10 protein-coding genes and 3 tRNA genes are annotated in these 13,217 nt (G+C 72.5%); 11 read left to right on the top strand and 2 right to left on the bottom strand.

Features of this window, described 5'->3' with window-relative positions; genetic code table 11:
- Nucleotides 1-34: 34 nt before the first annotated feature.
- The 4 genes from rsfS to P3T34_RS13460 all read left to right on the top strand — a co-directional run bounded on the left by rsfS (nt 35) and on the right by P3T34_RS13460 (nt 1,418).
- Nucleotides 35-478 carry a ribosome silencing factor gene (gene rsfS / locus P3T34_RS13475; RefSeq protein WP_280666276.1) on the top strand — a complete coding sequence of 148 codons (444 nt, stop codon included), beginning with the start codon at nt 35-37 and terminating at the stop codon, nt 476-478.
- Nucleotides 475-1,122 (top strand): histidine phosphatase family protein, encoded by a 648-nt coding sequence (locus tag P3T34_RS13470; RefSeq protein ID WP_280672044.1) that lies wholly within the window; start codon nt 475-477, stop codon nt 1,120-1,122. Before rsfS ends, P3T34_RS13470 begins: the two co-directional genes overlap by 4 nt.
- Before the next feature lie 113 nt (nt 1,123-1,235).
- Nucleotides 1,236-1,308: transfer RNA gene (locus P3T34_RS13465), tRNA-Ala, on the top strand.
- A gap of 37 nt (nt 1,309-1,345) precedes the next feature.
- A tRNA-Ala gene (locus tag P3T34_RS13460) sits at nt 1,346-1,418 on the top strand.
- Nucleotides 1,419-1,483: 65 nt separating this feature from the next.
- On the opposite strand, the gene P3T34_RS13455 is transcribed toward P3T34_RS13460, so the two are convergent.
- A complete protein-coding gene (locus tag P3T34_RS13455; protein ID WP_280666275.1) occupies nt 1,484-2,416 on the bottom strand; it encodes a helix-turn-helix transcriptional regulator in 933 nt (310 codons plus the stop codon).
- Nucleotides 2,417-2,517: 101 nt separating this feature from the next.
- On the opposite strand from P3T34_RS13455, the gene P3T34_RS13450 reads away from it, so the two are divergent.
- Together P3T34_RS13450 and P3T34_RS13445 are read left to right on the top strand one after the other, a co-directional pair.
- Nucleotides 2,518-3,963 carry an MFS transporter gene (locus P3T34_RS13450; protein WP_280666274.1) on the top strand — a complete coding sequence of 482 codons (1,446 nt, stop codon included), beginning with the start codon at nt 2,518-2,520 and terminating at the stop codon, nt 3,961-3,963.
- 135 nt (nt 3,964-4,098) lie between these two features.
- Nucleotides 4,099-4,171 (top strand) — tRNA-Ala (locus tag P3T34_RS13445).
- 54 nt (nt 4,172-4,225) lie between these two features.
- Here P3T34_RS13445 and P3T34_RS13440 read toward each other — a convergent pair.
- Nucleotides 4,226-5,524, bottom strand: a complete 1,299-nt coding sequence (locus tag P3T34_RS13440; protein ID WP_280666273.1) for an MFS transporter — start codon at nt 5,522-5,524, stop codon at nt 4,226-4,228.
- A gap of 194 nt (nt 5,525-5,718) precedes the next feature.
- On the opposite strand from P3T34_RS13440, the gene P3T34_RS13435 reads away from it, so the two are divergent.
- From P3T34_RS13435 to P3T34_RS13415, 5 genes are all read left to right on the top strand, one after another.
- Nucleotides 5,719-7,029 (top strand): tetratricopeptide repeat protein, encoded by a 1,311-nt coding sequence (locus P3T34_RS13435; RefSeq protein ID WP_280666272.1) that lies wholly within the window; start codon nt 5,719-5,721, stop codon nt 7,027-7,029.
- A gap of 54 nt (nt 7,030-7,083) precedes the next feature.
- Nucleotides 7,084-8,091, top strand: a complete 1,008-nt coding sequence (gene galE / locus P3T34_RS13430) for a UDP-glucose 4-epimerase GalE (protein ID WP_280666271.1) — start codon at nt 7,084-7,086, stop codon at nt 8,089-8,091.
- Nucleotides 8,092-8,370: 279 nt separating this feature from the next.
- Nucleotides 8,371-11,253: a leucine--tRNA ligase gene (gene leuS, locus P3T34_RS13425; RefSeq protein WP_280666270.1), complete on the top strand. Its 2,883-nt coding sequence runs from the start codon at nt 8,371-8,373 to the stop codon at nt 11,251-11,253.
- 275 nt (nt 11,254-11,528) lie between these two features.
- On the top strand, nt 11,529-12,248 hold the full coding sequence (locus P3T34_RS13420; protein ID WP_280666269.1) for a hypothetical protein: 720 nt from the start codon (nt 11,529-11,531) through the stop codon (nt 12,246-12,248).
- An 87-nt stretch (nt 12,249-12,335) separates the two neighbouring features.
- The gene (locus tag P3T34_RS13415; RefSeq protein WP_280666268.1) at nt 12,336-13,181 is read left to right on the top strand and encodes a DegV family protein; all 846 of its coding nucleotides are present in this window, start codon (nt 12,336-12,338) and stop codon (nt 13,179-13,181) included.
- The last annotated feature ends 36 nt before the right edge of the window (nt 13,182-13,217 follow it).

The raw sequence follows: 13,217 nt of genomic DNA, 5'->3' as shown, positions 1-13,217 counted from the left end.
AGGCATACCCACGTCATCGAGCCGGAAGAACACCGTGACCGCAACAGACCGCTCGCAGGAAATGATCACCGTCGCCGCGCAGGCGGCGGCCGACAAGCTTGCGCACAACCTGATCGCCTTCGACGTCAGCGACGTGCTGTCGATCACCGACGCCTTCCTGATCGCCTCGGCGGCCAACGACCGCCAGGTCAAGGCGATCGCCGAGGAGATCGAGGACCAGCTCCGCGAGCAGCTGGACATCAAGCCGGTGCGCCGCGAGGGCGAGCGCGAGGGCCGCTGGATCCTGCTCGACTACCTGGACATCGTGGTGCACGTCCAGCACTCCGAGGAGCGCTCCTTCTACTCCCTGGACCGGCTCTGGAAGGACTGCCCCGAGCTGCCGCTGCCCGCGGACGCGATGGCCACCCGCAACCGTCCCGAGGACGCCGCGACCGACGAGGCGGGCAACGCCGTGGGCTTCGTCCAGGACCTCAGCTGAACAGCCGGGAGGGGGGCCGGCGGATCGTCTTCTGGCGGCACGGGCAGACCTCCTGGAATCTGGAGTCGCGCTTCCAGGGCAGCACCGACATCCCGCTGACCGAGACCGGTCTCGGTCAGGCCAAGCGCGCCGCCAGGCTGCTCGCCGGGCTGAGCCCCGACCTGCTGATCTCCTCCGACCTGCAGCGCGCGGCCGGCACGGCGGCCGAGCTGTCCCGGCTCACCGGCCTGGACGTGCAGCACCACGAGGGCCTGCGGGAGACCTACGCGGGTGAGTGGCAGGGTCTGACCAACGACGAGATCCGCGCCCGGTTCCCCGAGCAGTACGACGCCTGGGGCCGCGGCGAGGCGGTCCGGCGCGGCGGCGGCGAGCTGAGCACCGAGGTCGCGGACCGCTCGGTCCCGGTGGTGCTGGAGGCGGCCGACAAGCTGCCCGAGCAGGGCACCCTGGTCGTGGTCAGCCACGGCGGCACCATCCGCACCATGCTCGGACGGCTGCTGGGCCTGGAGCCGGTGCAGTGGGAGTGCTTCGGCGGGCTCTCCAACTGCTGCTGGTCGGTCCTCGGTCTCGGGGCGCGCGGCTGGCGCCTGCTGGAGCACAACGCGGGGACGCTGCCGCAGCCGGTGATCGGTGACGACACCTGATCGGTGCGGGGTGCGTGCCGGGATTTCGTAGTTCCGGGCCTGACCAGCTAGAGTCTTCCTCGTTCGCAGGAAAGCGCGCCGCCCACCGGGCGGCGGGAGATCCTGAGAAGTGCGGGGCTGTAGCTCAGTTGGTAGAGCGCTTGCATGGCATGCAAGAGGTCCGGGGTTCAATTCCCCGTAGCTCCACTCCGCACCAGGGGTCCGCGAGGACGCCGCGTGTCGCGGGGCTGTAGCTCAGTTGGTAGAGCGCTTGCATGGCATGCAAGAGGTCCGGGGTTCAATTCCCCGTAGCTCCACAGCAAACCGAAGGCCGGTATCCGAAAACGGGTACCGGCCTTCGGCGTTGACCGCCGGGCGGTGGTCAGCAGCGGTGCGTCCGCTGCTCGGCCAGGGCGTTCGGGTGGGCGGTGATCCACTCCAGCCGTTCGCGGTCCTGCGGCCCCTCGGGGGTGTAGACCACCAGGTAGAGCTCCGGGGCGCCGGGGATGGTCAGGTACGAGGCCAGCACCCGCAGTTCGCCCGCCACCGCGTGCCGGAAGACCTTGAGCACGGTGGACGCCGGCGACACCTCCTGGCGCGACCACAGCTCGCGGAAGTCCGTGCTGGCCGCCGCCAGGTCGCGGATGTACTGCTCCCAGACCGGCTCGCCGACGTGCCGCCCGTACGAGGCGCGCAGCACCCCGACCATCCGCGGGAGTTCCTCCGCGCGGTTCAGGAACGGGTTGCAGCAGTCCGGCACGGTGATGGCGCACCACAGGGCGTTGCGGCGGCCGTTGGGCGCGGTGTTGCGGGTGGCGCCGGGGAAGAGCGCGTCATAGGTGGTGTTGAAGGCCAGCACGTCGTAGCGGGTGTTGGAGACCGCGGCGGCGAGCGGGGTGAGGCCGTCCAGGATCACCTGCAGCGTCGGATCGACCGCCGGGCAGGCCAGCTTGCCCGGCGGCTGCTCCGCCGAGAGGCCGGCCAGCTGGAAGAGATGGGCCCGCTCCACCTCGTCCAGCAGCAGGGTGCGGGCCACCGCCTCCATCACCTGCTCGCTGGCGTTGATCGGCCGCCCCTGCTCCAGCCACGTGTACCAGGTGATCCCGACGCCGGCGAGCTGCGCGACCTCCTCGCGGCGCAGCCCGGGGGTGCGGCGGCGGATGCCCGGCGGCAGGCCGACGTCCTGCGGGCCGACCCGGGCCCGGCAGGCCTTCAGGAAGGCGGCCAGCTCGGTGCGGCGCCGGTTGGCCGCGGTGGGCGGTGGGGATACCGGGGGAGGCTCGGCGGGTGCGGGGCGGGTGTCCATCACGGTCATCGCCCCATCGTCGCGCATCCGCGACCGCGGTGGCAGGTACTGCCAGTACCAGGATCAGCAGGCTCTAACCACCAGTATCAGGACGGCGGGAGAGTAGCCGCATGACGGACCTTCAGACCCGGCCGACCGCGGCCGCGACACCCCGCTCCAGCGCGGACGGCCGACCACGGCTGCTGCTCGCCCTCATCCTCTGCGGCCAGTTCATGGCCATCCTGGACGTCTCCATCGTGAACGTCGCCGTCCCCACCATCCGCACCGACCTGCACGCCTCGGGCGCCGCGCTGCAGCTGATCGTCGCGGGCTACACCATCTCGTACGCGGTGCTGCTGATCACCGGCGCCCGGCTCGGCGCCCGGTTCGGTCACCGCCGGCTCTTCCAGCTGGGTCTGGCGGTCTTCACAGCGGCCTCGCTGGCCTGCGGGCTGGCGCCGGACGCGGCCGGGCTGATCGGCTTCCGGCTGGTCCAGGGCCTGGGCGCGGCGCTGATGGTCCCGCAGGTGATGAGCATGATCCAGCGGACCTACACCGGCCCGGCCAGGACCAGGGCGCTGGGCATCTACACGGCCGCCGTCGCGGGCGGCAGCGTGGTCGGACAGGTGGTCGGCGGCGTGCTGGTCAGCGCCGACCTGTTCGGCTCGGGCTGGCGGGCGGTCTTCCTGGTCAACGTGCCACTCGGGCTGGTGCTGCTGGTGCTCGGCCACCGGATGCTGCCGCGGCTGTCCGTCGACCGCGAGCGCCGCTTCGACATCCCCGGTCTGCTGATCCTGGCCGCGGCGATCGGCCTGCTGGTGGTCCCGCTGGTGCTCGGCCACGAGCTGAACTGGCCGCTCTGGGGCTGGCTGATGCTGGCCGGCTCGGTGCTGGCGTTCGCGCTCTTCGTGGTGGTCGAGCGGCGGATCGCGGCCGGCGGCGGCCAGCCGCTGATCCACGGCCGGGTGCTGCGCTCGCCCGGTCTTGCCGCCGCGGCGGTGGCGATGTTCCTGGTGATGTTCAACTTCTCCGGCTTCATGCTCGCCTTCGCCCTGCACCTGCAGGCCGGTCTCGGCGACGGCGCGCTGCGGGCCGGTCTGGTGGTCGTACCTGCGGCGGTCGGCTTCGGCATCGGGGGCCTGCACTGGCAGCGCCTGCCGCAGCGGTTGCACCTGCCGCTGCCGGTGGTCGCCCTGCTGCTGACGGCGGCGTCGTACTTCTCGGTGGCCTGGGGGCTGCGGGACGGCGGCAGCCCGGGCGTCGGGACGGCGGCGCTGCTGGTCCTGCTGGGACTGGCGGCCGGCTGCTCCTACAGTCCGCTCTTCGCCCGCGCGCTGAACCGGGTGCACCCTAAGGACGCGGCGGATGCCAGCGGGGTGATGGTGACCGTGGTCCAGCTCGGCCAGGTGGTCGGGGTGGCACTGCTCGGCACGGTGTTCCTGAGCGGGGTGAGCTACCCGGCGCCCGCGGCCACCTCCGGGCACGCGCTGGTGGTGACGGCGCTGGTCATCGCGGTCTCGGCGGTGCTGGGCTCCGTCGTCGCCGTGCGGACGCGGCAGGCGGTGCTGCCCGAGTAGCCGTACCGCGGGTCCGTAGCGACCGGTGCCGCTCCGCCTGGGGCGGCACCGGAAACGGATTGGTTGAGCACGCCGGTGAACGTGTAAAGTAAGACGTGTCGCCAGGGGAAACCGCTGGTGACAAGCAGTGTGTATGGGGCTGTAGCTCAGTTGGTAGAGCGCTTGCATGGCATGCAAGAGGTCCGGAGTTCAATTCTCCGTAGCTCCACAGCAGTCGAGGGCCGTCTTCCGTTCCGGGAGGCGGCCCTCGGTGGTTTCCGGGTCAGATGGCCTTCGGCCGGCGGGTCAGGCAGGGCAGCACCGCGGCGGCCACGGTGATCGTGCCCAGCACCAGGAACGCCGTGCCGTACGAGGCGTCGGCCGCCAGCCGGGAGACCAGCAGCGGGCCGAAGATTCCGGCCAGGCTCCAGCCGATCAGCATCAGCCCGTAGATCGCGCCGACGTGCGCGAGGCCGAAGAACTCCGAGGCCACCGCCGGCATGGTGGCGAAGCCGCCGCCGAAGGAGAGGCAGACCAGAGCGGCCAGCGGGAAGAACATCGCAGCCGAGGCGACCTGGGAGAGGGCGATCAGGCACAGCCCCTGCGAGCCGAGCATCAGCACGAAGGCGGGCATCAGCCCGGTCCGGCCCGAGAGCCAGCCCCAGAGCGGGCGTCCGACGGTGTTGAACACGCCCAGTGCGCCGGTCAGCGCGGCGGCGGCGGTCGGGCTCAGCCCGGTCAGGCTGCCGGCCGCGGGGGCCACCACCGAGAGCATGCTGATGCCCGCAGCGGTGTTGAAGAGCAGGATGACGGTCAGCAGGTACCACTGCGGGGTGCGCAGCGCCTGCGTCGTCCGGTGGCCGCGCAGCGCGCCCTGCGCGGGGACGGCGGCGCTCTGCGGCGGGTTGCGGAAGAACGCCGCGCCGGTCAGCGTGGTCACCAGGAAGACCGCGCCGAGCACCAGCAGCGCGCGGGCCGGGTCGGCCTCGAAGTGCGCCACCAGGGCCCGCATCAGCGGCGCGCCGAGCACCGAGCCGAGGCCGAAGCCGCCGGTCGCGACGCCCGCCGCCAGCGCCCGGTGCGAGGGGAACCACTTCTGCAGCATGGTGGTCGGCACGATGTAGCCAAGGCCGAGGCCGACCCCGCTGATCACGCCGTAGCCGAGCAGCACCAGCCAGAAGTCGCCGCGGCCGTCCGCGCAGCCGGCCAGCAGGAAGCCGCCCGCGTAGAGGACGCCGGCCAGCAGCGCGATGCCGCGCGGGGGCCGGCGGCCCATCAGCAGGCCGCCGAGCACGGTGCCGACGAAGACCAGCGCGTGCGCGGTGGCGAAGGGCAGTCCTGCCTCGTCCCGGCCGAGGGCGAAGGCGCTGTGCGGCGACTGGAGGCCGGCGGACAGGATGCTCCAGGAGTACACCGACCCGTAGGCGAGCTGGTTGAGCACGACGGCGGCGGCGACCAGGCCGCGGCGGCGGCCGATCCGTCGGCCGATCCGTCGGCCGATCCGTCGGCCGATCCGTCGGCTCCGCCGGGGGGCCGCGGGGGGCGCGGCGGGGGGACGGGTCAGGGTGGCAGAGCGAAGCAACGGGTCACCGCTTCCGGGGGAGGTCCAGCAGGATTTCGCCCTGCTCTACGGTGGGTGACCGGTGCGGGTTACGCCTCTTGGCCGGGAACGGCCCAATCCCGGTGATTTTACTGGACCGTTCGGCGGCGCTGGCTACGCAGGGTGACTATGGAAGTCCTTGCGCTTCTGCCTGCCGGGCGCGTTACCGTCGAGCCATGTCCGATCTGGCGCGCACCCGCAACGAGGAGCTGGCGCGGATCCTGCACCAGCTCGGCTGGAACCCCGAACGCCTGGCGCGGGAGGTCAACCTCGTGCTGCCGTCGGCACTGTCGATCAGCTCCACCGCGCCCTACAAGTGGCGCGACCGGGGCATGGTGCCGCGCGCGCCGCACGACCAGGCGGTCTGCGAGGTGCTCAGCCACGCGGTCGGCATCGCGGTGACCTACCAGCAGCTGTGGGGGCGGATGGGCCGTCGCCGGGGCGCCAAGGCGTTGTCGCCCCGGCTGCTCACCGACCCGTGGACCGCCGACACCGCCCAGACCGCGCTGGCCGAGGCCGCGGCCGAGGTCGCGCCGGTCCGGCTGACCGACCTGTTCCGCGGCGACGAACTCGAACTGGCGGCCCGGCACTGGGCCTCGCCGCCGCCGCCCGTCACCGGTGGCGAGGGTGCGCTGCGGATCGCCCCCGAGCAGCTGACCGACCTGCGGATCAGCCATGACAGCAAGTGGCGTCTTGAGCAGTCCTGCGGCGGCGGCCTGGTGCTGAACCCGGCCAAGGCCGAACTCTCCATGGTGGGCAAGCTGCTGGAGCTCGGCTCGTACGCCTGGGACGAGCAGCTTGGTCGCGAACTGTACGGCGCGGCGAGCCGGTTGGCCCGGCTGGTGGGCTGGGCCGACTTCGACATGGGCAACGAGGCCGCCGCGCAGCGCGCCTTCGTCGCCGCGCTGCGCGCCGCCCATGTGTCGGGCGATCCGCGGCTGGGGGTGAGCGTGGTCGGCTGCCTCGCCGTCCAGGCCACCGACAACCCGGGCGCGCGGGGCCTGGACACCGTCGCCATGCTCGACACCGCGCTGCGGGCCGCCGAGGGGACGCTCACCGCGCGCGAGCGGGCGCTCCAACTGGGCCGTATCGCCCGGGCGTACGGCCGCCGGGGCGAGCCCGAGGGCGCCCGGCGGGCGGCCGAGGAGGCCTTCGCGGCGCTCGGGGCCGAGCCGGGCCGGCTGCAGGAACGGGCCGACCTGGACGGCATGGTGGGCGAGGCGTACCTCTTCCTCGGCGACCATGAGCGGGCCCGGGCGCTGCTGGCCTCGGCCGTCCGCGAGTTGGCGCCCGAGCGGGCCCGGGCGAAGGCCCTGCTGATGGTCCGGCTGGCCGACTCCTACCGCCGCACCGGCGACCACGAGCGGGCCGCGCCGATCGCCGACCGGGCCCGGCGGTTGGCCGCCGGCATGCAGTCCGCGCGGGTGGCCCGCGCGTTGCGGGACTTCGACACCGCCTCGCGGCTGTCGTCCGGAGGCGCGCATTAGGCTCGCGGTAATGAAGCCTGATCATCGGGCGGACACGAAAGGCTGATCTTCACCATGAAGGTACTGATCTCCGGCGGCGCCGGCTACATCGGCAGCACCATCGGCTCGGCCTGCCTGGACGCGGGCATCACCCCGGTCGTGCTGGACAACCTGGTAACCGGCCGCCGTGAGTTCACCGAGGGACGGGCGTTCTACGAGGGCGACATCGCCGACGGCGCGCTCGTCGACCGGATCTTCGCCGAGCACCCCGACATCGAGGCCGTCGTGCACTGCGCGGCCCTGATGGTGGTCCCGGACTCGGTCGGCGACCCGATCGGCTACTACCGCGCCAACGTCGCCAAGAGCCTGGACTTCGTCGACCACCTGCTGCGCAACGGCTGCGGCCGGATGGTCTTCAGCTCCTCCGCCTCGATCTACCTGGCCGGCGAGGACTTCAGCGTCGACGAGTCCTCCGGTCTCGACCCGCAGAGCCCGTACGCGCGCACCAAGGCCGTCTGCGAGGCGATGTTCGCCGACATCGCCGCCACCCAGCCGATCCGGGTCCTCTCGCTGCGCTACTTCAACCCGATCGGCGCCGACCCCAAGATGCGCACCGGCCTGCAGACCCGCCGGCCCACCCACGCGCTCGGCAAGCTGATCGAGGCGCACGACGAGGGCCGGCCCTTCCAGATCACCGGCACCGACTACCCGACCCGGGACGGCTCGGGCATCCGCGACTACGTCCACGTCTGGGACCTGGCGGCCGCGCACGTCGCCGCGCTCGGCCGCTTCGACGAGGTGCTGGTGGGGGAGACCCGCTCGACCGTGATCAACCTCGGCACCGGGACCGGGACCACGGTGAACGAGCTGGTCGCCGCCTTCAACAGCGTGGTCGGCACCCCGGTCGAGACCACCGTGACCGGTCCGCGCCCGGGCGACGTGGCCGGCGCCTACCCCCGCAGCGACCGCGCGCTGAAGCTGCTCGACTGGACGCCGCAGCACTCCCTGGCCGAGGGCATCCGGGACTCGCTGCACTGGGCCGAGCTGCGCGACGAGCGGCTCGGCCTCGCCGGGCAGGCCTGACGACGCCCCGGGGGCGGCGAGCGGTCCGGCGTCCGGACTGCTCGCCACCTCCCGGGCGCGCCTGCGGTACCCTGACCCCATGCGAACTGTGCGCCTGCTCCTTAGCCGGCCGCGCTGACCAGGACCGGCCGCCCGCGAGGGCACTGCCGGAGTCGGCGTGGCGTCCCCTCCTGCGAGGGGCTTTTTTATTTCCCCCGCCCCCGCCCCGCCCTCGCAGCTTCCCGGCAGACCAGCCCGGCTGACGGTTCGCTATCTGACATCGATGGAGCCTGAAGGACCATGAGCGAGACGACACCTGCCTCCGGCGCGGCCGAGGCCGCCACCGAGCCGTTCCGATACTCCTCCACCCTGGCCGCTGACATCGAGTCACGCTGGCAGGACGTCTGGGAGAAGGAGGGCACGTTCAACGCCCCCAACCCGGCGGGCCCGCTGGCCGACCCCGCGGCGGGCGAGGTCTCCTCGAAGCCGCACAGCTTCATCATGGACATGTTCCCGTACCCCTCCGGCGCCGGCCTGCACGTCGGCCACCCGCTGGGCTACATCGCCACCGACGTCTACGCCCGCTACCAGCGGATGACCGGCCACAACGTGCTGCACACGCTGGGCTACGACGCGTTCGGCCTGCCCGCCGAGCAGCACGCGGTCGCCACCGGTGAGCACCCGCGGATCTCCACCGAGGCCGCCATCGCCAACATGCGCTCGCAGCTGCGCCGGCTGGGACTGGGCCACGACTCGCGCCGGTCGATCTCCACCATCGACCCCGAGTACTACCGCTGGACCCAGTGGATCTTCCTGCAGATCTTCAACTCCTGGTACGACACCGAGGCCGCCACCGCGCGCCCGATCGCCGAGCTGATCGCCCAGTTCGCGAGCGGCGAGCGGGCCACCCCGGACGGCCGCGGCTGGGCCGAGCTGTCCGGCGCGGAGCGGGAGGAGCTGCTGGGCGAGTACCGCCTGGCGTACTCCAAGGAGGTTCCGGTCAACTGGTGCCCCGGGCTGGGCACCGTGCTGGCCAACGAGGAGGTCACCGCCGACGGCCGTTCCGAGCGCGGCAACTTCCCGGTCTTCAAGTCCAAGCTGCGCCAGTGGATGATGCGGATCACCGCCTACGGTGACCGGCTGATCGCCGACCTGGACCCGCTGGACTGGCCCGAGGCCATCAAGCTGCAGCAGCGCAACTGGATCGGCCGCTCCGAGGGCGCGCGGGTCGACTTCGCGGTCTCCGCCGACGCCGCCATCACCGTCTTCACCACCCGGCCCGACACGCTGTTCGGCGCCACCTACATGGTGCTGGCCCCCGAGCACGAGCTGGTCGACTCGATCGTCCCGGCCGCCTGGCCGGCCGAGACGCACGAGGACTGGAAGGGCGGCGCCGCGACGCCCGCCGAGGCGGTCGCCGTCTACCGCGCGGCCGCCGCCGCCAAGTCGGACGTCGAGCGCCAGGTCGAGGCCAAGGTCAAGACCGGCGTCTTCACCGGCGCCTACGCGACCAACCCGGTCAGCGGCGAGCGCGTGCCGGTCTTCATCGCCGACTACGTGCTGATGGGCTACGGCACCGGCGCCATCATGGCCGTCCCCGCGCACGACCACCGCGACTTCGCGATGGCCCGCGCCTTCGCGCTGCCGATGCGCTGCGTCGTCCAGCCGACCGACGGGCGCGGCACCGACCCGCACGCGTGGGACGACGCCTTCGACACCTATGACTCGGTCATCGTCAACTCGGCCAACGCGGACATCTCGCTGGACGGTCTGAGCGTCGTCGAGGCCAAGGCCGCGGTCACCACCTGGCTGACCGAGCGCGGGATCGGCGAGGGAACGGTCAACTTCCGGCTGCGCGACTGGCTGTTCAGCCGCCAGCGGTACTGGGGCGAGCCGTTCCCGATCGTCTACGACGAGGACGGCGTGATGCACGCGCTGCCCGAGTCGATGCTGCCGGTCGAGGTCCCCGAGGTGGAGGACTACTCGCCGCACACCTACGACCCGTACGACGCGACCAGCTCGCCGAAGACGCCGCTGTCGCGCAACGAGGCCTGGGTCACCGTCGAGCTGGACCTGGGCGACGGCCCGAAGACCTACCGCCGCGAGACCAACACCATGCCCAACTGGGCGGGTTCGTGCTGGTACGAGCTGCGCTACATCGACCCGGTGAACGCCTCGCGGGTGGTCGACCCGGCCAACGAGCAGTACTGGCTGGGCCCGACCGCGCAGAAGCCGCTGGGCGGCGTCGACCTGTACGTCGGCGGCGCCGAGCACGCGGTGCTGCACCTGCTGTACGCGCGCTTCTGGCACAAGGTGCTGCACGACCTGGGCCATGTGAGCTCGGTCGAGCCGTTCCACAAGCTGTTCAACCAGGGCATGATCACCGCCGACGTCTACCGCGACGAGCGCGGCTTCCCGGTGCCCGCCGCCGAGATCGAGGAGCGCGACGGCGGCTACTTCTGGCAGGGCGAGCCGGTCCGGCGCGAGGCCGGCAAGATGGGCAAGTCGCTGAAGAACGCGGTCGCCCCCGACCAGATCTGCGAGGAGTACGGCGCCGACACGCTGCGCCTGTACGAGATGGCGATGGGCCCGCTGGACGTCTCGCGCCCCTGGGACACCCGCGCGGTGGTGGGCTCCTACCGCTTCCTGCAGCGGCTGTGGCGCAACGTCGTCTCGGAGGCCACCGGCGAGCTGGTCGTCACCGACGAGCCGGCCGACGAGCCGACCCTGCGCGCGCTGCACAAGGCGATCGACGGCATCCGCTGCGACATGGCCGGGCTGCGCTTCAACACGGCGGTCGCCAAGGCCATCGAGCTGAACAACTACCTGGTCAAGCGCGGCAGTACGCCGCGCGAGGTGGCCGAGCAGGTGGTCCTGCTGGTCGCGCCGCTGGCCCCGCACATCGCCGAGGAGCTGTGGCGCAAGCTGGGCCACACCGAGTCGCTGGCGTTCGCCGACTTCCCCGTCGCGGACCCGGTGTACGTGGTCGACGAGTCGGTCACCTGCGTCGTCCAGATCAAGGGCAAGGTCAAGGCCCGCCTGGAGGTGGCTCCCTCCATCTCGGACGCCGAGCTGGAGGCGCTGGCGCTGGCCGACCCGGCCGTCGTCGCCGCCATCGGCGACGCGCCGGTCCGCAAGGTGATCGCCCGCGCGCCGAAGCTGGTGAACATCGTCACCGGCTGACGAGGCGTCAACTGCGGTGGCCGGCCCCTGACTTGCGGGGGCCGGCCATCGGCGTTCGGGTGTGCACCGACGGCGGCCGGCGACCGGCACGGCCCTCTGGGGGACACCCTCTCGAGGACACCCTCTCGGGGACATCCCTGAGCTCTCCCTGAGCTTTGCCCTGATCTCCCCTGATCTCCTGCCGAGGGCCCGCTTTACCCCCTCCCAGCGGTGCTCCGGGAGGCTACCGTGGGGAACGCAGGCAGCACCGGCGCGCGCGGAAGGCGGCAACCCCCATGGAAGCGATCGGCGCAGTGATCGCACTGCTCGTGCTGTTCGGGATCGGCATTGTCACCCTGCTGATCGTCGCGGCGGTGAAGGCCGGCAAGGCCGTGGTCGACACGGTCGGGCGGACCGAGGCCAATGCCCGCCGAGCTGTCGAGAACGTCACGCTGAAGGCCAAGACCTTCAGCAAACCGGGCGCCGCCGGGCGGATCGCCGGTTTGCGGCTCTCGGTGCGCACCGCGCTGAGCGGCACCCGGGAGGTGCTGGAGGCCGGCGTCGGGGCGGACAGCCAGCTCACCGAGGCCCTGCAGCTGCTCTCACGGCTGGACGAGCACGCCGCCGAGCTGGACGCCGAGCTGCGCATGCTGGAGCGCGAGCCCGAGTCCGGGCGGGTGGCGGCGAAGCTGCCGGAGCTGGGGGAGCGGGCGGAGCGGATCATCCGGTCCGCGGAGTCGATGCGGTGGGCGGCGCAGGACCGGATGCACCGGTTCGCGGACGATGAGCTGACCAGGCTCAGCCAGGACTGCGAGAGCGAGGCGGGGGCGCTGCGGCACTGGGACACGGGTGCCGCGTCCGGTGCCGCGACTGGTGCCGCCACTGGCGCCGCTGCTCCGGGGATAGCCGCGGCGGGCGGGCGGTTGAGCGCCGAGGAGATGCTCGGGTTGGCGGAGCCGCTGACCCGGTTCGCGCAGCGCCTGCGCAAGCCCAACCCGGGTTCCTCCGCGAGCTGATGCCCGTGCGTGGGCCTGTTCCCCCCGGCTCGTGGAGGGCTCGACCTCCGCTGTCCTCCGTGGCGTTCGGGGAGTAACCTCCGGCTCATGCCCGCCCACCTCGCACTTGTCACCGACTCCACGGCCTACCTGCCCCAGGACGCCGTCGACCGGCACCGGATCACGGTGGTCCCGCTGAGCGTGGTGGTCGGGGACGAGGTGCTGACCGAGGGCGTGGAGATCTCCCCGAAGGACGTCGCCGAGGCGCTGCGGTCCAAGCGCCGGGTGACCACCTCGCGCCCGGGCCCCGAGACCTTCGCCGCCGCCTACCGTGCTGCGGCGGAGTCGGGTGCGGCGGGGGTCGTCTCGCTGCACCTCTCCGCGGAGCTCTCCGGCACCTGCGAGGCCGCCCGTCTCGCGGCGGCCGAGGCCGAGCTGCCGGTCCGCGTGGTGGACAGCCGGATGGTCGGCATGGCCCTGGGGTACGCCGTCCTGGCCGCCGCTGAGGCGATCGCGGACGGCCAGGACCTGGCGGGGGTCGCCGCCGCGGCGGAGCGCCGGGCGGCCGCCACGCATGGTTTCTTCTACGTCGACACCCTTGAGTACCTGCGGCGCGGCGGCCGGATCGGGGCGGCGCGCGCGTTGCTCGGCTCGGCTCTCGCGGTGAAGCCGCTCCTGCACCTCTCCGGCGGCCGGATCGAGCCGCTGGAGAAGGTCCGGACCGCCTCGCGGGCGATCGCCAGGCTGGAGGAGATCGCGGTCGAGCAGGCGGGGGAGGCCGAGGTGGACATCACGGTCCATCACCTCGCCGCCGAGGACCGCGCGGAGCCGCTCGCCGAGCGCCTGCGGGAGCGGGTGCCGGGGTTGCGCGAGCTCTACGTGGGGGAGGTCGGCGCGGTGATCGGCGCGCACGCCGGTCCCGGGCTGCTGGCCGTGGTCGTCTCGCCGCGCTGAGCCATGTGGGGGACGGTGGTTGTCCACAGGCGCGGG

This window comes from Kitasatospora sp. MAP12-44 (assembly GCF_029892095.1).
In the GTDB taxonomy this organism is placed as follows: Bacteria; Actinomycetota; Actinomycetes; order Streptomycetales; family Streptomycetaceae; genus Kitasatospora.
This window is presented reverse-complemented; position numbering and strand designations above follow the sequence as displayed.

Excerpts from the sequence above, each read along its gene's own strand:
- P3T34_RS13455 (WP_280666275.1), bottom strand. The coding sequence starts at position 2,416 with ATGACCGTGATGGACACCCGCCCCGCACCCGCCGAGCCTCCCCCGGTA.
- P3T34_RS13450 (WP_280666274.1), top strand. The coding sequence starts at position 2,518 with ATGACGGACCTTCAGACCCGGCCGACCGCGGCCGCGACACCCCGCTCC.
- P3T34_RS13435 (WP_280666272.1), top strand. The coding sequence starts at position 5,719 with ATGTCCGATCTGGCGCGCACCCGCAACGAGGAGCTGGCGCGGATCCTG.
- galE (WP_280666271.1), top strand. The coding sequence starts at position 7,084 with ATGAAGGTACTGATCTCCGGCGGCGCCGGCTACATCGGCAGCACCATC.
- leuS (WP_280666270.1), top strand. The coding sequence starts at position 8,371 with ATGAGCGAGACGACACCTGCCTCCGGCGCGGCCGAGGCCGCCACCGAG.
- P3T34_RS13420 (WP_280666269.1), top strand. The coding sequence starts at position 11,529 with ATGGAAGCGATCGGCGCAGTGATCGCACTGCTCGTGCTGTTCGGGATC.
- P3T34_RS13415 (WP_280666268.1), top strand. The coding sequence starts at position 12,336 with ATGCCCGCCCACCTCGCACTTGTCACCGACTCCACGGCCTACCTGCCC.